Genomic DNA, 20,301 nt, shown 5'->3' with positions numbered 1-20,301 from the left:
ACCAGGGGTCGGTCCGGATTCGTCACGCGGCGTTCACACGGCGGGACGACGAGAGCCCGCCCCCTCCAGGAGGGGACGGGCTCTCGAGCGGATCGACCGGGTCAGCCGTTGATGCGCACGATCCGGTAGTCGGAGGTCCACAGCGGCTGCACGCGGACGCTCGCGCCCTCGTAGGGTGCGTGCAGGATGTTGCCGTTGCCGGCGTAGAAGCCGTCGTGGCCGTCCATGATGACGAGGTCGCCGGGCTGCGCGTCGGCGAGCGAGACGGGGGTGCCCATGGTGCCCTGGCCCGCGGCCGAGTGCGGCATCGAGATGCCGTACTGCGCGAAGACGTACATCACGAAGCCGGAGCAGTCGAAGCCGCTCGGGTCGGCTCCGCCGAAGACGTAGGGCACGCCCTGGTACTGCATCGCGGTGTCGAACACCGCCGAGAGGCTGTAGCTGGTGGTCGGGGCGGCGGCCGCGATCTCGCTGGCCGAGGCGCCGGAGTAGGAGTTGAACTCCTCGGCGGTCTCGGCGCGCGCCTCGGCGACGTCGCTCGTGTCGACAACGGGCTCGGCGACCACGACGGGCTCGGGCTCCGGTGCGGGCGGCGGGGGCGCCGCCTCGGCCGAGAAGCCGTCTCGGGCGATCGCGGCCTGCACCACTCCGCCGTCGACGGCGACGGTCTGCGCGGAGCCCTGGCGGAGGAGGTCGGCTCGCGATGCCGCGAACAGGCCGTCGTCCTGGCTGCCCGGAGTGAAGGCGTAGGCGGGGAGGGCCATCGTCGCGACCAGCGCGCCGGCGAAGCCGACCATCGCGACCTTGCCGACGACACGGCCCCTGCGCTTGCGCGGGGTCCCGGCCGGCGACGGCACGAAGTCGGTGATGTCCGCGCGGCGGGCAGGAGCTGCGGGAACGGCGCGACGGGAGACGGGTGCGTCCCCGTGGATCCGGGCGCGGATGACCGGGGGCCGGTTCTCGAAGGTCGCGTCGCCGGAGCGGTCGGGGTGGTTGGAGCGGAACCGGTCGGGTGAGCCGGCGTCCTCGTTCGGGGTGAGGGGGTTCTGGGGCAAGGGGGAGATCCTCCGACGTCCCCTCAGCCCAGGCAGCTGTCCCGTCTCATGCACGAAGCATCGGTGTGCACAGGATCCGAGACGGGTGTGGGGGCGTCGGATCCCGCGCCCTGGGACCGAGGCTCGGCCGCAGGGCTCCACAGAGCGTAAGCGACCGTTACCGATTTGTCACCTTCTCGGCGGGAAGAGACCGCTCTCCCGTTCGCCTCCGGTCACCGGATGCGGTAAGGGCCCGTACGGGCCGCTCCCAGGGAGGCGCGGGTCAGACGACGAGGAAGATGTGCGCCGCGACCTCGTTGGGCAGCTCGATGCCCGCCTCGGCTCCGTCGATGCGAGCGAGCACGTAGCCGTTGAGGGCCGAGAACTCGCCCTCGGCACCGGGGACGACCCCGGCCTGCTTGAGCTGGAGGAGGAGCTCCGGATCGACCTGCGCCGGCTCGCCGAGGCGTCGGACGACGCCGCGGCGGGGCTCGCTCGACCCGGCGACGAAGCGCGGCAGGCTGATGACGCCGTCGGCGAAGCGGGAGGCGGGGGTGTCGCCGAGCTCGTCCAGGCCCGGGATCGGGTTCCCGTAGGGCGACTCCGTCGGGTGGTCGAGCATCTCGAGGAGACGGCGCTCGACCTGCTCGCTCATCACGTGCTCCCAGCGGCAGGCCTCCTCGTGCACGAACTCCCAGTCGAGCTTGATGACGTCGTGGAGGAGCCGCTCGGCGAGGCGGTGCTTGCGCATGACGTGGATCGCCTTGCGGCGGCCGTCGGAGGTGAGCTCGAGGTGGCGGTCGCCCGAGACGACGACGAGGCCGTCGCGCTCCATGCGACCGACGGTCTGCGACACGGTCGGCCCGGAGTGGCTGAGCCGCTCCGAGATGCGCGCGCGCAGCGGGATGATGTTCTCCTCCTCGAGCTCGAGGATGGTGCGCAGGTACATCTCGGTGGTGTCGATCAGATCCGTCATCTCAGCCTTCCCGTCTCGGCGCGCTCCACCCTAGTGGTCGCCACGACGCAGCATCGGCGCTGCGGCGCGACGCAGGCCTCCGTCGCTCGGAGGAGGGGTGCGGGCCGGGAACCCTAGTATTAACGCATGCCGGACCTCACCATTCCTCGCGAGCTTCTCCCCCACGACGGACGGTTCGGCTGCGGCCCGTCCAAGGTGCGGCACGACCAGCTCGCCCACCTCGCGACGCAGGGCGCGCACCTCCTCGGGACCTCGCACCGCCAGGCGCCCGTCAAGGACCTCGTCGGGCGCGTGCGCGAGCACCTCGCCACGCTGTTCCGCATCCCCGACGGCTACGAGGTCCTGTTGGGCAACGGCGGCTCGACCGCCTTCTGGGACGCCGCGGCCTTCTCCCTCATCGAGCGCCGCGCCGAGAACCTCACGTTCGGCGAGTTCGGCCAGAAGTTCGCGGCCGCCGCCTCCGCGCCGTTCCTCGAGCCGGCCCACGTCGTCTCCGCCCCCGCGGGGTCCCGGAGCGAGGTCGAGATCGTCGAGGGGATCGACGTGTACGCGTGGCCCCACAACGAGACGAGCACCGGAGTGATGGCCCCGGTCCGCCGGGTCCGCGGCGACGAGGGCGCGCTCACCGTCATCGACGCCACCAGCGCGGCGGGCGGCATCGACGTCGACATCGCCGAGGCCGACGTCTACTACTTCGCCCCGCAGAAGAACTTCGCCTCCGACGGCGGACTCTGGTTCGGCCTCTTCTCCCCCGCCGCGATCGAGCGGATCGAGCGCATCGCGGCGAGCGGCCGCTACATCCCCGAGTTCCTCAGCCTCAAGAACGCCGTCGACAACTCGCGCCTGAACCAGACGCTGAACACTCCGGCGCTCTCGACCCTCCTGCTGATGGAGTCGCAGCTCGAGTGGATGAACGCCTCGGGCGGCCTGGCCTGGGCGTCGGCGCGCACGGCCGAGTCCTCCTCCGCGATCTACGACTGGGCCGAGGCCTCGAGCCTCGCCACCCCGTTCGTCGAGGTGCCCGAGCACCGCTCCCAGGTCGTCGCGACCGTCGACTTCGACGCCTCCGTCGATGCCGCTCTCGTCGCGAAGATCCTCCGCGCGAACGGGATCGTCGACACGGAGCCGTACCGCAAGCTCGGCCGCAACCAGCTGCGCGTGGCGACGTTCGTCGCGATCGAGCCGGACGACGTCCGCTCGCTGCTCGGCTGCATCGACCACGTCCTCGAGCGCCTGGCGGTCTGAGGCACGCCATGCGGCTGTGGCTGCGCGAGGAGGAGCGGCGGCCCGCGCCGCCGCCCTACGCGAGCGACGACGCGACGGCTCTGCTGGTCGGGTGCGTCGTCTGGGCGGTCGCGCTCGTGGCCGTGCTCGTGGCGACGGCCGTCGGAGCCGTCATCGAGCCGGTCGTCCTGTCGACCGTCGTGATCGGACTGGTCCTCGGCACGATCGGGCTGTTCTACAGCCGCAACCGCCGCTAGACCGCGTCGGTCTCCATCCGGAGCCCGGTGCCGTCGGCCTCCGGCTCGAGACGGACGCGCAGGCCGGCGAACTCGCCGAGGCGCACGATGTGGGTGCCGCCGCACGCGATCGCGGCGTCCCCCGCGGGGAGGGTGCAGCGCCATGTCCGCCGCGTGCTGAGGAGGTCGTCGTCGCGCTCGATGCGCACCTCCGCGTCCGAGGCGATCCACTCGGCGAGAAGGGCGTTCACCCGCTCCTGCACCTCGAGGATCTCCGCCAGCAGGCGGGCGGTGTCCATCCCGCTGCGTCGGAGGGACTTGCCGAGGCGGTAGACGTCGGTGGAGCCGGACTCGCGGATCCGCGAGGTCTGGATCGCGGCCTGGTCGAAGTCGGGGCTGCCCAGGGCGTCGGTGCGTGCCGGCTTCGACCAGAACGAGGCCAGAGCGGCGTTGAGGGCGAGGGAGGCGAGGTGGCAGGCGGTGTGCCCGCGGGAGAGCTCGTGCCGGTGCTCCTGCTCGACCTCGACGTCGACCTCGTCGTCCACGTGGAGTGAGGAGGCGTCGTCGACGATGTGGACGACGACGAAGCTCCACTCCGGAGTACCGAGCCGCGCCGGGAGCCGCTCGCCGACGTGCAGCTCGCCGCCCTGCCACGCCCCGATGAGGCAGTCGATGAGGGGAAGCCGCTCCCCCGCCACGACCAGCGCACCGCGGTCGGGCCCCTGGTCGGGCCAGGTCGGGTCGACGGGGTGAGCGGAGGTCGCATCGAGGACGACCGCCCAGCGGCCGTCCTGCAGCCGGCCCACGTGCTGTACGCGCCCGGAGGAGCGCACGGCGCCGTCGGGATAAGCGATGCGGGTGTCGGAGTCGATGCTCATCGGGCGGCGCCGGACCGGATCAGCGGCGACGTCGACGGCGACGGGTCGTCGGGGCGGGGGCGGGAGCGGGCTCGGGCTCGACGTCGTCGGAGTCCTCGTCGTCCGAGTCGTCGTCCGGGTCGTCGTCGTCGGAGTCGTCCGAGTCCTCGTCGTCCGAGTCGTCGCCGTCGGAATCGTCGTCCGAGTCGTCGTCGTCGTCGACCGGATCGTCGTCGTCGTCCGAGTCGCCCTCGTCCTCGTCGGAGTCGTCGTCCGACTCGTCGTCGAGGTCGTCTTCCTCGGCGTCCTCGAGCTCGTCGTCGTCCGCGTTCTCGACCTCCTCGCCGAGCGCGTCCTGCGCGGTCTGGTAGTCGGCGAGACGCACGGACCACGGCACCCAGTCCGGAGCGAGGACCGCGCCCTCGCCCGGCAGCAGCTCGACCTCCAGGACGTTCACGTCCTCGGTCTCGTCGATCCGGGACAGCGTCGCCGTCCACAGCCAACCCGGGTAGCCGCGCATGAGGTTCGCGAACTGCAGCGACACGACGTGCTCGCCCTGCGCCAGAGTCGTGACCAGCTCGCCGATCGTCCCCTCGGGGGCGATCTCGGCGAGCGCGGCGCGAGCGACATCGAGAGACCCCGCGAGCACGGTGTCCGCCTCGTAGACGGGCTCGGGAGCCTCGTCCCCGGTGGCCTCGTCCGCCTCCCCCGGGGAAGCGTCGTCGTCGGCCTCGGAACGGTCGTCGGCGACGGGGCCGGAATCCTCCGCAGAAGTCGCATCCTCAGCAGGAGCCGAGTCGTCAGCAGGAGCCATGTCCTGAGCAGGAGCCGAGTCCTCAGATGTTCCCGCATCGTCAGCAGGAACCGCATCGTCAGCAGTGGCCGCGTCCTCAGCAGGAGCCGGCACTGCAGCAGAAGCCGTGCCCGAGCCGGAGACTCCCGCCTCCGCGGCGACGTCGTCGGCCGGAAGAGTCTCCTCCGCAGAGGCGGAGTCCTCGGCAGAAGCCTCGGTCACCGGGAGGGCCGCGTCGCTCTCACCCTCGCCGGAGGGAGCCTCGTCGACAGGAGCCGCCTGGTCAGCGTCGATCTCCTCGTCGGCTCCGCGCGTGTCCTCAGCGGAGGAGTCAGAATCGGCGGGAGTCGCGTCCGGCTCGGCGCCGGAGTCACCCTCTTCCGGGGACTGCTCCACGCGAGCGTCCTCCGTGGTCGGAGCGGCGACGGTCTCCTCGACCGGGCCCTGCTCGTCGGTCGTGCCGTCGGCGTCAGGCATCCAGCTCGTCCGCAACCCGGCGCAGGAGCGCCGCGATCGTGCGCCCGTGCGCCTTGTCGGGGTAGCGGCCGCGCTTGAGCCCGGCGCCGATCCCGTCGAGCAGCTTGACCGTGTCCTCTACGATCACGGACATGTCGTCCGCGGACTTCCGGTTGAGCTTCACCAGGCTCGGCGGGGCGTCGAGGACGCGCGCCGAGAGCGCCTGCGCCCCGCGCTTGCCGTCGGCGATGCCGAACTCGAGGCGGGTGCCGGCCTTGACCGCGGTCCCGGAGGGCAGCGCGGAAGCGTGCAGGAAGACCTCCTGGCCGTCATCAGTGCTGATGAAGCCGAAGCCCTTCTCCTCGTCGTAGAACTTGACCTTGCCGGTAGGCATGCAGACCCCTCCTGGAAATGAAGCAGCCATCAGTTTAGTCGACCGGGGCCGCCCTATCCTTGACGGGTGAAGCCACAGGAGCCGGCGGGCGTCGGACGCGCGGAGCGCACGCTCGCCTACATGTTCATCGCGATCATCGTCGTGACGGTCCTCGCGTTCCTCGCGATCCTGGTCGCCCCCGCGCTCGGGATCCGCGAGTACGCCGGCCCGTTCTGGCAGTTCGTCTTCGCTGTGCCGCTGGTGGGCCTGCCCATCGCGTTCCTCATGATGATCGCGATGCTCATCGTGGGGGTCCGGCGCCGCCGCGCGCAGTCCTGATCGGACGCGCTCTCCTCCTGCCGCACCGCCTCCGATCCGGCGTTCCCCGCCGCCGAGCCGGCACCGAGCGCCCGGACAACCGACTCCCAGACTCCGTACAGCCGACGGCCAGATACTGTCCTGCATGGACGGACCCCGCATTCTCATCGTCGACGACGAGCCCAACATCAGAGACCTGCTCACCACGAGCCTCCGCTTCGCCGGCTTCGCCGTGCGTGCGGTCGGCAACGGGGCCCAGGCGATCTCGGCGGTCCTCGAGGAGGAGCCGGACCTGATCATCCTCGACGTGATGCTCCCGGACATGAACGGATTCGGCGTGACCAAGCGCCTCCGCTCGGCCGGGTACACCTCCCCCATCCTCTTCCTCACGGCGAAGGACGACACCGAGGACAAGATCACGGGCCTCACCGTCGGCGGTGACGACTACGTCACGAAGCCGTTCAGCCTCGACGAGATCGTCGCGCGCATCAAGGCGATCCTCCGCCGCACCATGCACGCCGAGGAGGACGCGGTCATCCGGGCCGGCGAGCTGACCATGGACCAGGACACGCACGAGGTCCTCGTCGGCGACGAGCCGGTGGAGCTCAGCCCCACCGAGTTCAAGTTGCTCCGCTACCTGATGCTCAACCCGAACCGGGTGCTCAGCAAGGCGCAGATCCTCGACCACGTGTGGGAGTACGACTTCAACGGCGATGCGGGCATCGTCGAGTCCTACATCTCGTACCTGCGACGTAAGCTCGACACGCATTCGGAGGAATCGCTCATCCAGACCAAGCGAGGATTCGGATACATGCTGAAGGTCGCGAAGGCCTAGCCTCCGCCACCTCGGCGCCACCTCCCGCCGGAGGCGCGGCGCCCGCCGATCCCGAGGGAGTTCCACCGCCATGCACCAGGGTCTGGCCGAGCGGTGGAACTCCATCTCGTTGCGCACGAAGATCACCGCGGTCACGGTCCTCCTGCTCACGCTGGGACTCCTCGTCTCCGGGATCGGGACGATGACGATGCTGAAGCCGCAGCTCGTCGCCCAGCTCGACGCACAGCTGGCCGACCAGGTCCAGCGGACGGCGAGCGACCTCTCCGTCAACGACTTGGCCGCGATCGACGAGTCCAAGGCCGATTTCGGCGCCGTCTACGACCAGTACGGCACGCTCGACAACACGAACGCGTCCGGCGCGGCCGACCCCGCCTTCCCGCAGACCTTCACCCTCGAGCAGGCGCTGCAGGGCGGCGACAAGCCGATGGAGATCTGGAGCTCCAACGGCAAGGTCGAGTACCACGTCATGTCGACGGTGTTCACGAGGGGCACCGAGTACCAGACGCTCCTGCTCGCGGTGTCGACCCGCAGCGTCGACGTCATCATGACGACGTACCTCACGATCTTCCTCGGCTTCGGAGTCGCGATCGTCGTGATCGGCGCACTCCTCACCCGCCTGCTGGTCACCACCACCTTCGCCCCGCTGCGCGAGGTCGAGCAGACCGCTGCCGCCATCGCGGACGGCGACTTCAGCCAGCGCCTGGACGGCACGACACCCAACACCGAGGTCGGACGCCTCAACCGCTCCCTGAACGCGATGCTCGGGCGGATCGACTCCGCCTTCCGCGACCGCGCCCGCACGATCGACCAGATGCGCCGCTTCGTCGGCGACGCCAGCCACGAGCTGCGCACCCCGCTGGTCTCCGTCCGCGGCTACGCCGAGCTGTACCGGATGGGCGCTCTGCAGACGCCCGAGGCCGTCGGCCAGGCGATGGAGCGCATCGAGAAGGAGGCGATCCGGATGGGCGGCCTGGTCGAGGACCTCCTCGAGCTCGCCCGCCTCGACGAGACGAAGCCTCTCGCACTCGCGCCCGTCGATCTGATGCCGCTCGCCCGCGACGCCGCGATGGACGCGATGGCCTCCTGGCCCGACCGCGACTTCGGCGTCGAGACCCGCGACGACACCCCCGTGGAGACGCCCGCGCTCGAGCCCGACGAGGCCGGCGCCTCCGCCACTCAGACCATGGAGCTGACGAACCCCGGGCTCACCGGCCCGATCGCCGCGGCAGGAGCGAGGCTCGCCCGATTCCGCCGGCGTCCGCGCCGGGTCAACGCCGAGGAGATCGCCGCCGGCACCGCCACCGCCCCCGAGGAGCCGGGCGTGCCCGCGATGGTGATGGCCGAGGAGAACAAGATCCGCCAGGTCCTGACGAACCTGATCGGCAACGCCGTCCGCTACACGCCCGAGGACACTCCGATCGAGATCGGCGTCGCCGTCGACCGCTCCCGCCGCCTCGCCCTGCTGGAGGTCATCGACCACGGCGAGGGCATCCCGCCGCAGATCCGCGAGAAGATCTTCCAGCGCTTCTGGCGCGCGGACACGTCGCGGACCCGCGAGACCGGCGGCAGCGGCCTCGGACTGGCGATCGTGTCCTCGATCGTCGCCGCGCACAAGGGCCGCGTGGACGTCGTCGAGACGCCGGGCGGAGGCGCGACCTTCCGCGTCGCGCTGCCGCTGCTCACGGTCGGCCAGAACGGCGAGACCTCCCCCGCCTCGGTCTGATCCGCACCGCGGTCCGTCCTTCCTCGGGGGCCCCTTCGGTCCGGGCTCTCCCGTCGACGTCCGCGAGCGGCACGGATCGATCCGCCCGGGGCGACCGTGACCTCGCGCACCCGGAGTGCACGGCCGCGCGCGGCTCACTCTCTCCATTTGGGGACCACCGAGCGGCGAGCCCGCCCGGACCGCTGGAGATGAGACCCGACGCTCGACGGATGCCGCGTCACCGGATCCTGCGGGATCGCCGTCCGCATCCGTTCGGCCGAAGACTTCTCCGCCTTGACCCGGACGTCGCGACCCGCACCGGCGCCTTCCACGCGCTTCCGGTGCCGGTGTCCGCTGAGGAGACCGAGGCGGCGCGGAGGGCGGTGCCACCGCAGGAGGACCGCCGTTGTGGTCGCGGGGCCGGTCCACGACCGCCTGCCGGTGGGGTCCCCCGCTGCTCGCTCAGATGCTTCCGGAAACGCCGAAGGCGGCTCCCCCGGAGGGGAACCGCCTTCTGCGTGATGGGGGGCCTGGACTAGAAGTCCATGCCTCCGGTGGGGTCGCCGCCCGCGGCGACCGGGTTCTTCTCGGGCTTGTCGGCGACGACGGCCTCCGTGGTGAGGAAGAGACCGGCGATCGACGCCGCGTTCTGCAGAGCGGAGCGCGTGACCTTGACCGGGTCGATGATGCCCGCGGCGATGAGGTCGACGTACTCGCCGGTCGCGGCGTTGAGGCCGTGTCCGGTGGGCAGCTCGCGGACCTTCGCAGCGACGACGCCGGGCTCCATGCCCGCGTTGAGGGCGATCTGCTTGAGCGGGGCGTCGATGGCGACCTTGACGATGTTCGCGCCGGTCGCCTCGTCTCCGACGAGCTCGAGCTTCTCGAAGGCGAGCTTGCCGGCCTGGATGAGGGCGACGCCACCACCGGCGACGATGCCCTCCTCGACGGCGGCCTTCGCGTTGCGGACGGCGTCCTCGATGCGGTGCTTGCGCTCCTTGAGCTCGACCTCGGTCGCCGCTCCGGCCTTGATGACCGCGACGCCGCCAGCGAGCTTCGCGAGGCGCTCCTGGAGCTTCTCGCGGTCGTAGTCGCTGTCGGTGTTCTCGATCTCGCCGCGGATCTGCGCGACGCGGCCGGCGATGGCCTCGGCGTCGCCGGCACCCTCGACGATCGTGGTCTCGTCCTTGGTGATGACGACCTTGCGGGCCGAGCCGAGCAGGTCGAGGGTGACGTTCTCGAGCTTGAGGCCGACCTCCTCGGAGATGACCTGGCCGCCGGTGAGGATCGCGATGTCCTGGAGCTGCGCCTTGCGACGGTCGCCGAAGCCGGGGGCCTTGACGGCGACCGACTTGAAGATGCCGCGGATCTTGTTGACGACCAGGGTCGCCAGCGCCTCGCCGTCGACGTCCTCGGCGATGATCAGCAGCTGCTTGCCCGCCTGGATCACCTTGTCGACGACCGGGAGCAGGTCCTTGATGTTCGAGACCTTGGAGTTGACGATGAGGATGTAGGGGTCCTCGAACACCGCCTCCTGACGGTCGGGGTCGGTCACGAAGTACTGCGACAGGTAGCCCTTGTCGAAGCGCATGCCCTCGGTGAGCTCGAGCTCGGTGCCGAAGGTGTTCGACTCCTCGACGGTGACGACGCCCTCCTTGCCGACCTTGTCGATCGCCTCGGCGATGATCGCGCCGATCTCGGGGTCCGCGGCGGAGATGGAGGCGGTCGCCGCGATCTCCTCCTTGGTCTCGATCGCCTTCGCGCCGGCGATGAGCTCGGCGGTGACGGCCTTGACGGCCTTCTCGATGCCCTTCTTGAGGCTGATCGGGTCGGCGCCGGCCGCGACGTTGCGCAGGCCCTCGCGGACGAGCGCCTGAGCGAGGACGGTCGCGGTGGTGGTTCCGTCGCCGGCGACGTCGTCGGTCTTCTTGGCGACCTCCTTGACGAGCTCGGCGCCGATCTTCTCGTACGGCTCGTCGAGCTCGATCTCCTTGGCGATGGAGACGCCGTCGTTCGTGATGGTGGGAGCGCCCCACTTCTTCTCGAGGACGACGTTGCGGCCGCGCGGGCCGAGGGTCACCTTGACCGCGTCGGCCAGAGTGTTGAGTCCACGCTCGAGGCCGCGGCGGGCTTCTTCGTCAAAAGCAATGATCTTGGCCATGTGTGTTTCTCGTCCCTCCCGGACGTCGTGAAATGTCTGTGCTGGCACTCGACCGGAGCGAGTGCCAAGGTCGATTCTGGCACTCGCGGTGGACGAGTGCAAGCGACCGGCACGCGCTCCGACACGAAGGAGCCGCCGCCCGCACGAGGCGGACGACGGCTCCCGGGAGGCTCGGCGGTCAGGCCGGGCGGACCGATTCGGCCTGGGGGCCCTTCGACCCCGTGCCGACCTCGAACGCGACCTGCTGCCCCTCCTCGAGGACCTTGTACCCCGACATGTCGATCGCGGAGTAGTGGACGAAGACGTCCTGTCCGCCGCCGTCGACCGTGATGAAGCCGTAGCCCTTCTCAGCGTTGAACCACTTGACGGTTCCGTTCGCCATCTCTGTACTCCCCAGTGCTGTGATGCCCGCGGCACGAGCGATGTGCTGGTGCCTGGTCAGGAATACTAATCCGGCTATCGGCCCCGGGAGGGGCTGAAAAGGGCCTCGCGGGGAAGAGTTGCCCGGGATTCAACACGGAGGAAACGTGCCCGTAACAGAGGGCCCCGATCAGCCCTGCTCGGACGCGTAATCGGCCCCCAGGACCACGACGACGGAGCCCGTCTCGACGAAGTCCTGCGAGAGCAGGACGGTCCCCGTTCCGAGCGAGTCGACGAGACCGAGGGCCGCTCCCTCGAGCGCCGGGTCGGTGTAGTAGACGGTCGTGGCGGCGATGTCCTCGGTGTTCGCGTTCGCGACGGTCGGGACGCTCCATCCGGCCGTCGTCAGGGCGTCGCCGGCGCTGGCGGCGAGTCCGACGGTGGCGGTGCCGTTGAGGACGGCGACGGCGAGATCGGGATCGAGCGTCGCGGCGGCGGTCGGGGTCGCCTCCACGGTCGCGGTCGGCGGAGTGAAGACGTCCGTGAACTGCACCCGGTCGTCGATGACCAGCAGCCCGATGAAGCCGAGCAGGACGATGACTCCGGTGGCGAGCGCGGCCCAGGCGAGGGCGACCGCGCGGGCGTGAGGGGCCGGCGGCCGGCGGTGGGCGCCGACGCGCACCTCCGTCGCCGGGACCTCGTCGAAGCGGTCTCTCGGGTGCGTGTTCGACATCGGGGGTACGGCCGGCCTTCCGTTGGTGGACTCGAGCAGCTCGTCTACTCGAGGCGCCCGAGGCGTCGCGAGGCGCGGGCGCCGGCGCGCTGGTCGCGGATGCGCTGCAGCCGCGTGACGAGCATCGGGTCGTGCGCGAGGGCGGCCGGAGAGGCGAGCAACGCGCTGAGCACCTGATAATAGCGGGCGGCCGACAGTCCGAACTGGGAGCGGATGGCGTCGTCCTTGTCCCCGGAGCGGGCCGTCCACTCGCGCTCGAAGGCGAGCACCCGCAGCTCGCGCTCGGACAGACCGGTGCCCGGCCTCGGGTCCGTCGTCCTGCTCATCCCCCCAGGGTAGGCAGGCGTGACGCCACCGCAGGGGAGGCGCTCCGAACGGCTCGTGACCGCGTCGCGGCGTGCCGGCGGGGAGTCTCCTCCAGAGCCCGTGGAGGCGGAATGGAGCCGTCGTCCCGGGGGTTGGACCAGGTGGAGGGGCGCGACCGCCCCCGTACACTGACGAGGATTCCGAGGGAGACCCATGTCGTCGTATTCCGTGAACAAGTCCGACGCCGAGTGGCGCGAGGAGCTCGACCGCGACCAGTACGCGGTCCTGCGCGAAGCGGCCACCGAGCGCCCGTGGACCGGCGAGCTGCTCGACGAGCACCGCTCCGGCCTCTACACCTGTGCCGCCTGCAACGCCGAGCTCTTCAAGAGCGGCACCAAGTTCGACTCCGGCTGCGGCTGGCCGAGCTTCTACGAGTCCGTGAACCCGGACGCGGTCCAGCTGATCGAGGACAGCACCCTCGGCATGGTCCGCACCGAGGTCCGCTGCGCGAACTGCGGATCCCACCTGGGACACGTCTTCCCCGACGGCTTCGGCACGCCCACCGGCGACCGCTACTGCATGAACTCGATCGCCCTGAACTTCCAGGCCGAGGGCGAGTGACCGTGTCCTCCTCCCCCGTGCTCGAGGCCGTCCTCGCGCGCCGATCGCGCTCGAAGGTGACGCCGGAGGCTCCGGGGCACGACGAGATCGCGGCGTTCGTCTCGGCGGCGTCGCGTCTCGCCGATCACAGCTCGCTGCGCCCGTGGCGGGTCATCGAGATCCGCGGCGCCGCCCGCGACCGGGTCGGCCGCAGCTTCGCGGTCGCCTCGGGGGCGAAGAAGGACCCGCGGAAGTACATCGAGAAGACGCACCGCGCCTCCCTGCTGCTGGCCGTCGTGGTCAGCGTCAAGAAGTCGAAGGTGCCGGCCTGGGAGCAGGAGGCCGTCGCCTCGGGCGTCGCCCACCTCCTGAGCCTGCTGCTCGACGAGGCGGGCTGGGGTGTCTTCTGGCGCACCGGCTCCTACACGCGCGACAAGGCCGTGCGGAAGGCGCATCGCCTCGAGAAGGGCGAGGAGCTGCTCGGCTGGCTCTACGTCGGCCGTCCGGACGGGAAGATCGGCGGCCCCAAGCGTCCCGCTCCCGCCGAGCGGCACCTCAGCATCCTCGAACCGTGAGACGCGGCGGGCCCCGATCCGGGCGGATCCGGGGCCCGCGATAGGGTGGCCGGGCGCGCGAGCGCACCTGCCGACGTGGCGCAATTGGTAGCGCACCCGACTTGTAATCGGGCGGTTACGGGTTCAAGTCCCGTCGTCGGCTCAGGAGAGAAGAAGGCCCCGACCGCTGTGTGCGGTCGGGGCCTTCTGCATGCGCGGGGTTCTTGCGCGTCCGGGGCTCAGCCCGCGGCGGCCGGAGTGGGCTCGGAGGAGGCCGGAGCCTCGGTGGAGACCGGGGCGTCGCTGGGAGCGGGGGTCTCGGTCGACGCGGGCGTCTCGGTCGACGCGGGGGCCTCGGTCGAGGCGGGCGTGTCGCTCGGCGCCGGGGTCTCGGAGGAGGTGGGCGCGGGAGTCGCCGACGAGTAGGAGTCGGCGGCGGCCGAGAGCACGAAGGAGCTGAAGGCGTCCGGGTCGGTCAGCGAGCCCGAGTACGCCTCGCCGTTGACCAGGACGGTCGGGGTGCCCGTGACTGCGGGCACGTCCGTGCCGGGCAGCGGACCCGAGGTGGCGCGCTCGGTCGCGGCGCGGACCCAGCTCACGAAGCTCTGGTCGTCGATGCAGGTGTTCACGGCCGCCGTGTCCTCGACGCCGGCCTGCGAGGCGTAGTCCTTCAACTGGTCGTCCGAGAGTCCGTCTGTCCCCTCCGCCGGCTGATTGGCGAACAGCAGGGAGTTGAAGTCGAAGAACGAGTCGGGCGAGCGGTCCGCGACGCACGCGGCGGCGTTGGCCGAGCGCTCCGAGTACTTGGTGCCGTTGGAGCGGGTCGTGAGGATGGCGATCGGGTGGATCTCGACCGTCGCGGCACCGCTGGTCACCCACTCCTTGATCTGGTCGCCGTTGGTCTTCTCGAACTGGCCGCAGTAGGGGCAGAGGTAGTCGAGGTAGACCCGGATGTCGACCGTGCCGGCCGAGGTGTCGAGCGCGCTGGGGGTGGGCGTCCCGTCGGCGGCGACGGCGCCGCTCGTCTGCGCGACCATGTTCTCGCCGATGACGACACCGTCGCTCGCCATGTTCGCCGGGCCCGGGCCCGCGGGGCGGATGCTCGAGGTGACGGCGAAGACCACGATCACGACGACCGCGATCACGACGGCGGCGAGCCCGCCCTGCAGGGCGAAGCGGCTCACGCGGTCGCGGCGCTTCTGCTGCTCGCGCAGGCGGCGCGCCTTCTCTCGGGCGGCCTCTCGTCGCTGGTTCTTCGAGAGACGGTCGTTGGCTCCGCCGGTGGTCATGACAAGAACGCTCCGAATGAGAGAGGGGGAAGAAGGGGGTCGCCGGGCGCGACTCGCCGGAATCCTACGCGCGAGCCCTGGGAAACCTCCAAACGACGGATACGCGGTGCCCGACCGACGACTGTCGGCCCCGTGGCATACTGTGACGGTTGGTCGGAGTCGCCCACGCGATGATGACCATCACTTCCATTCACTCGGATCGTCCGGCACGTACCTGCCGGTGAAGGAGCAAGAACAATGGCGTCCGTAACTTTCGACCACGCGTCCCGCGTCTACCCCGGGGCCACTCGCGCCTCCGTCGACAAGCTCAACCTCGAGGTGGGCGACGGCGAGTTCCTCGTCCTCGTCGGCCCCTCCGGCTGCGGCAAGTCCACCTCGCTGCGCATGCTCGCCGGCCTCGAAGAGGTCAACGAGGGCCGCATCCTCATCGGCGACCGCAACGTCACGGACGTTCCGCCGAAGGACCGCGACATCGCGATGGTCTTCCAGAACTACGCGCTGTACCCGCACATGTCGGTCGCCGAGAACATGGGCTTCGCGCTCAAGATCGCCGGCGTCAACAAGGACGAGCGCGCCGCGCGGGTCCTCGAGGCCGCGAAGATGCTCGACCTCGAGCCCTACCTGAACCGCAAGCCGAAGGCGCTCTCCGGTGGCCAGCGCCAGCGCGTCGCGATGGGCCGCGCCATCGTCCGCAAGCCCCAGGTCTTCCTCATGGACGAGCCGCTGTCGAACCTCGACGCCAAGCTCCGCGTGTCCACCCGCACCCAGATCGGCACGCTGCAGCGCCGCCTGGGCATCACCACGGTCTACGTCACCCACGACCAGACCGAGGCGCTCACCATGGGCGACCGCATCGCCGTCCTCAAGGACGGCCTCCTCCAGCAGGTCGGCTCGCCCCGCGACCTGTACGAGAACCCGAACAACGTCTTCGTGGCCGGCTTCATCGGCTCGCCCGCGATGAACCTGTTCCACGCGGACGTCACCGACGGCGGCGTCAAGTTCGGCGACACCGTCCTCCCGATCGCCCGCGAGGCGCTCGCGAAGACGAGCCAGAAGGTCGTCACGCTCGGCGTGCGCCCCGAGGACGTCACCGTCTCGACCCAGCCCGGCGGACTGCCGATCGAGGTCGACCTCATCGAGGAGCTCGGCTCGGACGGCTACCTCTACGGCCACACCGAGGTCGAGGGCCGCCGCACCGACATCGTCGCGCGCGTCGACGGCCGCGTGCACCCGACCGCGGGCGACCGCGTGTACGTGACCGCGAACCACCGCGTGCACATCTTCGACGCGGAGTCGGGCGAGCGCCTCTCCTGAGCCTCCTCCTGCACCGCACGCTGCCGCCGTCCCCTCCAGGGCGGCGGCAGCGTCGTCTGCGGCTCCCCCACCGTCCGACACGCGACACGAACGGCGCACCATGTCCGGCTCCCTGAACATCACCTCGGCCACCGTCGACCCGGCCCTGCTCGACCTGCCGTGGAACCTGCGGCTCGACGACTGGCCCGACGAGTACATCGCCGCCCTGCCGAAGGGCATCTCGCGGCACACGGTCCGCTTCGCCCACCTCTCCGGTCACGTCGTCGCCGTCAAGGAGACGACCGCCGAGATGTCGCGGCGCGAGTACGAGATGCTGAAGACGCTGCAGCGCCTCGACGTGCCGTGCGTGGTTCCGGGCGCGGTGATCACGAACCGCACCGACGACGAGGGCGAGGCCCTGCCCGCCGTGCTGGTCACCCGTCACCTCAAGTTCTCGCTCCCCTACCGGGCGCTCTTCTCGCAGACGCTGCGGCCGGACACGGCGACCCGTCTGGTCGACGCGCTGGCGCTCCTCCTGGTCCGCCTGCACGTGATCGGCTTCTTCTGGGGCGACGTCTCGCTCTCGAACACTCTCTTCCGGCGCGATGCCGGCGCCTTCGCCGCCTACCTGGTCGATGCGGAGACCGGGCAGCTCTACTCGGGCGGCCTCTCGAACGGCCAGCGCGAGAACGATCTGGAGATCGCCCGCGTCAACATCGCCGGCGAGCTGCTCGACCTCGAGGCCGGCGGTCGCGTCGACGACGACCTCGACCCGATCACGGTCTCCGACGGCATCGTCGCGGCGTACCGCAGCCTCTGGAAGGAGCTGACCGGTGCCGAGTCGTTCGCGACGTCGGAGCGCTGGCGGATCAACGACCGCGTGAACCGGCTGAACGAGCTGGGCTTCGACATCGAGGAGCTCGCGATCAAGACCGACGAGGCCGGGTCGACGGTGCGCATCCAGCCGAAGGTGGTCGACGCCGGCCACCACCAGCGGCGGCTGCTCCGTCTCACCGGGCTGGACGCGCAGGAGAACCAGGCGCGGCGCCTGCTCAACGACCTCGACTCGTACACGGCGACCTACGACAAGCAGGGCCTGGACGAGGAGATGGTGGCGCACGAGTGGCTGGCGCAGGTGTTCGAGCCGGTCATCCGCTCGATCCCCCGTGATCTCAAGGGCCGCCTGGAGCCGGCCGAGATGTTCCACCAGCTGCTCGAGCACCGCTGGTTCATGTCGCAGCAGCAGGCGCGCGACGTCCCCCTGGCGGAGGCGGTCACCGCCTACGTGAACGACATCCTGCGTCATCGCCGCGACGAGGCGACGGTCATCGCTCCTCCCACCGAGGCGCTGACCCTCCCGAACCTCGTCCTCGACGAGTCCGGCGACGCCGAGCTCACCGACGAGGACGCCGACGTCGACTGGACCAAGAACGTCTGACCCCTCCCACCGCCGCGAGAGGGCCCGTGCCGTCAGCACGGGCCCTCTCCGCATCCCCCCGGCTCGCTCGCCGCAGGCGGCGCCCTCGGTCCGCTCGCCGCAGGCGGCGCTCCGCTCCGCTCGCCGCAGGCGGCGCCTCCGACATCCAGACCCGTAGCGCGGGTGCCGGCGCGGTGAGCTGCAAGGCGGAGGAGGAAGCGATACCGGCGGTATCGCGCCCGACGACAACGCCGCAGATCGCCGTGCCGGTGCCCGCGCTACTCGGAGGCGGAGCGGAGTTTGGAGATCTCGTAGAGCGCGACCGACGCCGCGATCCCGGCGTTGAGGGATTCGGTGGCGGAGCTGATCGGGATGGAGACGACGGCGTCGCACTGCTCGGTGACGAGGCGGGAGAGGCCCTTGCCCTCGCTGCCGACGACGACGAGGAGCGGCCGGTCGGCGAGTTCCAGGCCGGGCAGCATCACGTCGCCGTCGCCGTCGAGTCCGATGACGAAGACGCCTGCGCGCTTGAAGTCCTTGATCATGGCGGTGAGGTTGGACGCCATCGCGACGGGGATGCGGGCGGCGGCTCCGGCGGAGGTCTTCCAGGCGGCGGAGTTGAGGCCCACGGAGCGGCGCTGCGGGACGATGACGCCCTGTCCGCCGAACGCGGCGACGGAGCGGATGATCGCTCCGAGGTTGCGCGGGTCGGTGATGCCGTCGAGGGCGACGAGGAGGGGGACCGCTCCGCGGGAGACGCTGCGCTCGAGCAGGTCGCTCGGGTGGGCGTACTCGTAGGGCGGCACCTTCAGCACGAGGCCCTGGTGCACGGAGTCGGGGCCGGCGAGGCGGTCGAGCTCCGGTCGCATGACCTCGAGCACGGGAAGGCCGCGGGCGGTGGCGATCTTGAGCGCCTCCTTGACCCGGTCGTCCATCTCGATGCGGGTCGCGAGGTAGAGGGTGGTGGCCGGGATGCTGGCGCGCAGCGCCTCGAGGACCGAGTTCCGGCCCGTCACCATCTCGAAGTCGTCGCCGCTCTTGGGCTTGCGTGACGGAGCGGGGCGCCCCTGTCCGCGGGCGGCCGCGGAGAGGGCTCCGCCGGGGCGCCCCTTGCCGCCGGCGGCGACGAAGCGCTCACGCGCCAGCTTCGCCTTGCCTGCGGGGTGGTAGGGCCGGTCCTCGGCCTTGGGCGTGGGCTTCTTGCCCTCGAGGGCCTGACGGCCCTGACCGCCGGAACCGACGGCCTTGCCCTTGCTCTTCTTTCGGACCGCTCCGGGGCGGCCGGGCTTATTCGCCATCGAGACTCCAATGCGCACCCGTCTGGGTGTCTTCGATCGTGATTCCCGCCGCGGCGAGATCGGTTCGGATGCGGTCGGCGCTCGCCCAGTCGCGCTGCTCGCGCGCGGTCTGGCGTTCGGCGACCAGGCGGTCGACCAGCACGCTGAGCGCGCGGTACGAGGGTTCGTCGTCGGAGCGCGCCCATTCGGGCGCCTCCGGGTCGATGCCGAGCACGGCCGCCATCGCGAGCACCTGGGTGCGCAGGGCCGAGACCGAGCCGAGGTCCTCGGCGTCGAGGGCGGCGTTGCCGGCGCGCACGGTCTCGTGAAGGACGCCGATGGCCTGCGGGACGGACAGGTCGTCGTCCATCGCCTCGGCGAACTCCTCCGGGACCACCGGCTCGCCGAGCGCGGCGAACCGCGTGCCGTCGAGCCGACGGCGGGAGCGCTCGAGGAAGCCCTCGATCCGCTCCAGCGCCGCTTCGGCCTCCTCGAGGGCTCCGTCGTGGAACTCGAGGGTGGAGCGGTAGTGGGCCGAGCCGAGGTAGTAGCGGACGACGAGCGGGCGGGCCGCTTCGAGCAGCTCGGAGGCGAACACCGAGTTGCCGAGCGACTTGCTCATCTTCTGGCCGATGACGGACACGAGGCCGTTGTGCAGCCAGTAGCTGGCGAAGGCGTGGCCGGCGGCGCTGGACTGGGCGAGCTCGTTCTCGTGGTGGGGGAAGCGCAGGTCGAGCCCGCCGCCGTGGATGTCGAACCGGGTGCCGAGGTACTTCGTCGACATCGCGGAGCACTCGATGTGCCAGCCGGGGCGCCCGGCGCCCCACGGCGAGGCCCAGGCGGCCGACTCGGGCTCCTCCGGCTTGGCGCCCTTCCAGAGAGCGAAGTCGTGCGGGTCGCGCTTGCCGCGCGGGTCGGCGTCGGTCGCCGCCTCCATGCTCTCGAGGCGCTGGTGGGTGAGTGAGCCGTAGTCCGGCCAGGACCGCGTGTCGAAGTAGACGTCGCCGGAGTCGTCGGGCGCCGGGTAGGCGTGACCGCGCTCGATCAGGGTCTGGATGAGCGTGATCATCTCGGCGATGCTCGCGGTCGCGCGCGGCTCGTAGGTCGGCGGGAGGATGCCGAGGGCCGTGTACGCGGCGGTGAACTCGAGCTCCACGCGGTAGGCGAGGGCCCACCACTGCTCGACCGGCGCGCCCTCGGGCACCCGACGTCGCGCGTCCTCGGCGATGGCGAGGATCTTGTCGTCGATGTCGGTGACGTTGCGCACCAGGGTGACCTGGAAGCCGCGGTACGCCAGCCAGCGTCGCAGCTGGTCGTAGGCGAGGGCGGAGCGCAGGTGCCCGATGTGGGGCGAGGACTGCACGGTGGGCCCGCAGACGTACATCCCGACCTCGTTCTCGCGGAGGGGGACGAAATCGACGAGGGCCTGGGCCTTCGAGTCATGCAGTCGCAGAGTCACGCGGGCGAGTTTACCGGGCGGACCGCTCCCGGCCGGGTCGGCGGCTCCGCC

21 protein-coding genes and 1 tRNA gene are annotated in these 20,301 nt (G+C 70.8%); 10 read left to right on the top strand and 12 right to left on the bottom strand.

The genetic code is table 11. The features are described from left to right. Nucleotides 1-101: 101 nt before the first annotated feature. Both C5B95_RS07055 and C5B95_RS07050 read right to left on the bottom strand, forming a co-directional pair. On the bottom strand, nucleotides 102-1,055 hold the full coding sequence (locus C5B95_RS07055; protein ID WP_258059856.1) for a C40 family peptidase: 954 nt from the start codon (nucleotides 1,053-1,055) through the stop codon (nucleotides 102-104). Nucleotides 1,056-1,317: 262 nt separating this feature from the next. Further along, a complete protein-coding gene (locus C5B95_RS07050) occupies nucleotides 1,318-2,010 on the bottom strand; it encodes a metal-dependent transcriptional regulator (RefSeq protein ID WP_104224606.1) in 693 nt (230 codons plus the stop codon). A 126-nt stretch (nucleotides 2,011-2,136) separates the two neighbouring features. Here C5B95_RS07050 and serC point away from each other — a divergent pair, with 126 nt between their 5' ends. After that, nucleotides 2,137-3,255 carry a phosphoserine transaminase gene (gene serC / locus C5B95_RS07045; protein WP_104224605.1) on the top strand — a complete coding sequence of 373 codons (1,119 nt, stop codon included), beginning with the start codon at nucleotides 2,137-2,139 and terminating at the stop codon, nucleotides 3,253-3,255. Nucleotides 3,256-3,263: 8 nt separating this feature from the next. Next, complete coding sequence (locus C5B95_RS07040) at nucleotides 3,264-3,491, top strand: DUF2530 domain-containing protein (RefSeq protein WP_104224604.1); 228 nt, start codon at nucleotides 3,264-3,266, stop codon at nucleotides 3,489-3,491. On the opposite strand, the gene C5B95_RS07035 is transcribed toward C5B95_RS07040, so the two are convergent. From C5B95_RS07035 to C5B95_RS07025, 3 genes are read right to left on the bottom strand one after another with little or no spacing between them, the layout of a single operon-like run. Further along, nucleotides 3,488-4,348: a metal-dependent hydrolase gene (locus C5B95_RS07035; protein WP_104348792.1), complete on the bottom strand. Its 861-nt coding sequence runs from the start codon at nucleotides 4,346-4,348 to the stop codon at nucleotides 3,488-3,490. The genes C5B95_RS07040 and C5B95_RS07035 overlap by 4 nt on opposite strands. Nucleotides 4,349-4,367: 19 nt before the next feature. Continuing rightward, complete coding sequence (locus C5B95_RS17825) at nucleotides 4,368-5,597, bottom strand: DUF3027 domain-containing protein (protein WP_258059855.1); 1,230 nt, start codon at nucleotides 5,595-5,597, stop codon at nucleotides 4,368-4,370. After that, the gene (locus tag C5B95_RS07025) at nucleotides 5,590-5,970 is read right to left on the bottom strand and encodes a cold-shock protein (RefSeq protein ID WP_104224602.1); all 381 of its coding nucleotides are present in this window, start codon (nucleotides 5,968-5,970) and stop codon (nucleotides 5,590-5,592) included. The genes C5B95_RS17825 and C5B95_RS07025 overlap by 8 nt, the downstream gene beginning before the upstream one ends. A 66-nt stretch (nucleotides 5,971-6,036) precedes the next feature. Here C5B95_RS07025 and C5B95_RS07020 point away from each other — a divergent pair, with 66 nt between their 5' ends. The 3 genes from C5B95_RS07020 to C5B95_RS07010 all read left to right on the top strand — a co-directional run bounded on the left by C5B95_RS07020 (nucleotide 6,037) and on the right by C5B95_RS07010 (nucleotide 8,825). Continuing rightward, nucleotides 6,037-6,288 (top strand): hypothetical protein, encoded by a 252-nt coding sequence (locus C5B95_RS07020; RefSeq protein ID WP_244229474.1) that lies wholly within the window; start codon nucleotides 6,037-6,039, stop codon nucleotides 6,286-6,288. Between the two features lie 124 nt (nucleotides 6,289-6,412). Beyond that, nucleotides 6,413-7,102: a response regulator transcription factor gene (locus C5B95_RS07015; RefSeq protein ID WP_055787731.1), complete on the top strand. Its 690-nt coding sequence runs from the start codon at nucleotides 6,413-6,415 to the stop codon at nucleotides 7,100-7,102. A gap of 70 nt (nucleotides 7,103-7,172) precedes the next feature. Beyond that, nucleotides 7,173-8,825, top strand: coding sequence for a HAMP domain-containing sensor histidine kinase (locus C5B95_RS07010; RefSeq protein ID WP_104224601.1), 1,653 nt, complete (start codon nucleotides 7,173-7,175; stop codon nucleotides 8,823-8,825). A gap of 514 nt (nucleotides 8,826-9,339) precedes the next feature. Here C5B95_RS07010 and groL read toward each other — a convergent pair. The 4 genes from groL to C5B95_RS06990 all read right to left on the bottom strand — a co-directional run bounded on the left by groL (nucleotide 9,340) and on the right by C5B95_RS06990 (nucleotide 12,381). Beyond that, nucleotides 9,340-10,962 carry a chaperonin GroEL gene (groL, locus tag C5B95_RS07005; protein ID WP_104224600.1) on the bottom strand — a complete coding sequence of 541 codons (1,623 nt, stop codon included), beginning with the start codon at nucleotides 10,960-10,962 and terminating at the stop codon, nucleotides 9,340-9,342. A gap of 178 nt (nucleotides 10,963-11,140) precedes the next feature. Continuing rightward, complete coding sequence (locus C5B95_RS07000) at nucleotides 11,141-11,344, bottom strand: cold-shock protein (RefSeq protein WP_104224599.1); 204 nt, start codon at nucleotides 11,342-11,344, stop codon at nucleotides 11,141-11,143. Between the two features lie 168 nt (nucleotides 11,345-11,512). Further along, nucleotides 11,513-12,055, bottom strand: coding sequence for a LytR C-terminal domain-containing protein (locus tag C5B95_RS06995; RefSeq protein WP_104348791.1), 543 nt, complete (start codon nucleotides 12,053-12,055; stop codon nucleotides 11,513-11,515). 44 nt (nucleotides 12,056-12,099) lie between these two features. Then, nucleotides 12,100-12,381, bottom strand: coding sequence for a DUF3263 domain-containing protein (locus C5B95_RS06990; protein ID WP_104348790.1), 282 nt, complete (start codon nucleotides 12,379-12,381; stop codon nucleotides 12,100-12,102). A 193-nt stretch (nucleotides 12,382-12,574) separates the two neighbouring features. Between C5B95_RS06990 and msrB the strand changes: the two genes are divergently transcribed. The 3 genes from msrB (at nucleotide 12,575) to C5B95_RS06975 (ending at nucleotide 13,678) form a co-directional block, all read left to right on the top strand. Beyond that, complete coding sequence (gene msrB, locus C5B95_RS06985; RefSeq protein WP_104255437.1) at nucleotides 12,575-12,982, top strand: peptide-methionine (R)-S-oxide reductase MsrB; 408 nt, start codon at nucleotides 12,575-12,577, stop codon at nucleotides 12,980-12,982. Further along, nucleotides 12,979-13,536, top strand: coding sequence for a nitroreductase family protein (locus tag C5B95_RS06980; RefSeq protein ID WP_104226480.1), 558 nt, complete (start codon nucleotides 12,979-12,981; stop codon nucleotides 13,534-13,536). The genes msrB and C5B95_RS06980 overlap by 4 nt, the downstream gene beginning before the upstream one ends. A gap of 69 nt (nucleotides 13,537-13,605) precedes the next feature. After that, nucleotides 13,606-13,678: transfer RNA gene (locus tag C5B95_RS06975), tRNA-Thr, on the top strand. 76 nt (nucleotides 13,679-13,754) lie between these two features. Here C5B95_RS06975 and C5B95_RS06970 read toward each other — a convergent pair. Then, complete coding sequence (locus C5B95_RS06970; RefSeq protein ID WP_104224594.1) at nucleotides 13,755-14,804, bottom strand: thioredoxin domain-containing protein; 1,050 nt, start codon at nucleotides 14,802-14,804, stop codon at nucleotides 13,755-13,757. 237 nt (nucleotides 14,805-15,041) lie between these two features. Here C5B95_RS06970 and C5B95_RS06965 point away from each other — a divergent pair, with 237 nt between their 5' ends. Together C5B95_RS06965 and C5B95_RS06960 are read left to right on the top strand one after the other, a co-directional pair. Continuing rightward, nucleotides 15,042-16,118 carry an ABC transporter ATP-binding protein gene (locus C5B95_RS06965; RefSeq protein ID WP_104224593.1) on the top strand — a complete coding sequence of 359 codons (1,077 nt, stop codon included), beginning with the start codon at nucleotides 15,042-15,044 and terminating at the stop codon, nucleotides 16,116-16,118. Nucleotides 16,119-16,218: 100 nt separating this feature from the next. Beyond that, a complete protein-coding gene (locus tag C5B95_RS06960; protein ID WP_104226481.1) occupies nucleotides 16,219-17,535 on the top strand; it encodes a DUF4032 domain-containing protein in 1,317 nt (438 codons plus the stop codon). 257 nt (nucleotides 17,536-17,792) lie between these two features. On the opposite strand, the gene rlmB is transcribed toward C5B95_RS06960, so the two are convergent. Both rlmB and cysS read right to left on the bottom strand, forming a co-directional pair. Then, complete coding sequence (gene rlmB / locus C5B95_RS06955) at nucleotides 17,793-18,812, bottom strand: 23S rRNA (guanosine(2251)-2'-O)-methyltransferase RlmB (protein WP_104224591.1); 1,020 nt, start codon at nucleotides 18,810-18,812, stop codon at nucleotides 17,793-17,795. Further along, the gene (gene cysS / locus C5B95_RS06950) at nucleotides 18,802-20,250 is read right to left on the bottom strand and encodes a cysteine--tRNA ligase (RefSeq protein WP_104348789.1); all 1,449 of its coding nucleotides are present in this window, start codon (nucleotides 20,248-20,250) and stop codon (nucleotides 18,802-18,804) included. The genes rlmB and cysS overlap by 11 nt, the downstream gene beginning before the upstream one ends. Between the last annotated feature and the right edge of the window lie 51 nt (nucleotides 20,251-20,301).

Source organism: Rathayibacter sp. AY1A7 (genome assembly GCF_002930845.1).
In the GTDB taxonomy this organism is placed as follows: Bacteria; Actinomycetota; Actinomycetes; order Actinomycetales; family Microbacteriaceae; genus Rathayibacter.
Note: the sequence above shows the minus strand (reverse complement) of the source record. Positions and strands in the feature narration are given on the sequence as shown.

Bases quoted from the DNA above. Each gene is read 5' to 3' on its own strand.
- C5B95_RS07000 (WP_104224599.1), bottom strand. From the start codon at position 11,344: ATGGCGAACGGAACCGTCAAGTGGTTCAACGCTGAGAAGGGCTACGGC.
- C5B95_RS07040 (WP_104224604.1), top strand. From the start codon at position 3,264: ATGCGGCTGTGGCTGCGCGAGGAGGAGCGGCGGCCCGCGCCGCCGCCC.
- C5B95_RS06990 (WP_104348790.1), bottom strand. From the start codon at position 12,381: ATGAGCAGGACGACGGACCCGAGGCCGGGCACCGGTCTGTCCGAGCGC.
- C5B95_RS06960 (WP_104226481.1), top strand. From the start codon at position 16,219: ATGTCCGGCTCCCTGAACATCACCTCGGCCACCGTCGACCCGGCCCTG.
- C5B95_RS17825 (WP_258059855.1), bottom strand. From the start codon at position 5,597: ATGCCTGACGCCGACGGCACGACCGACGAGCAGGGCCCGGTCGAGGAG.
- C5B95_RS07025 (WP_104224602.1), bottom strand. From the start codon at position 5,970: ATGCCTACCGGCAAGGTCAAGTTCTACGACGAGGAGAAGGGCTTCGGC.
- rlmB (WP_104224591.1), bottom strand. From the start codon at position 18,812: ATGGCGAATAAGCCCGGCCGCCCCGGAGCGGTCCGAAAGAAGAGCAAG.
- groL (WP_104224600.1), bottom strand. From the start codon at position 10,962: ATGGCCAAGATCATTGCTTTTGACGAAGAAGCCCGCCGCGGCCTCGAG.
- C5B95_RS07015 (WP_055787731.1), top strand. From the start codon at position 6,413: ATGGACGGACCCCGCATTCTCATCGTCGACGACGAGCCCAACATCAGA.
- C5B95_RS07050 (WP_104224606.1), bottom strand. From the start codon at position 2,010: ATGACGGATCTGATCGACACCACCGAGATGTACCTGCGCACCATCCTC.
- C5B95_RS06965 (WP_104224593.1), top strand. From the start codon at position 15,042: ATGGCGTCCGTAACTTTCGACCACGCGTCCCGCGTCTACCCCGGGGCC.
- C5B95_RS06970 (WP_104224594.1), bottom strand. From the start codon at position 14,804: ATGACCACCGGCGGAGCCAACGACCGTCTCTCGAAGAACCAGCGACGA.
- serC (WP_104224605.1), top strand. From the start codon at position 2,137: ATGCCGGACCTCACCATTCCTCGCGAGCTTCTCCCCCACGACGGACGG.
- C5B95_RS07010 (WP_104224601.1), top strand. From the start codon at position 7,173: ATGCACCAGGGTCTGGCCGAGCGGTGGAACTCCATCTCGTTGCGCACG.
- msrB (WP_104255437.1), top strand. From the start codon at position 12,575: ATGTCGTCGTATTCCGTGAACAAGTCCGACGCCGAGTGGCGCGAGGAG.
- C5B95_RS06995 (WP_104348791.1), bottom strand. From the start codon at position 12,055: ATGTCGAACACGCACCCGAGAGACCGCTTCGACGAGGTCCCGGCGACG.
- C5B95_RS07035 (WP_104348792.1), bottom strand. From the start codon at position 4,348: ATGAGCATCGACTCCGACACCCGCATCGCTTATCCCGACGGCGCCGTG.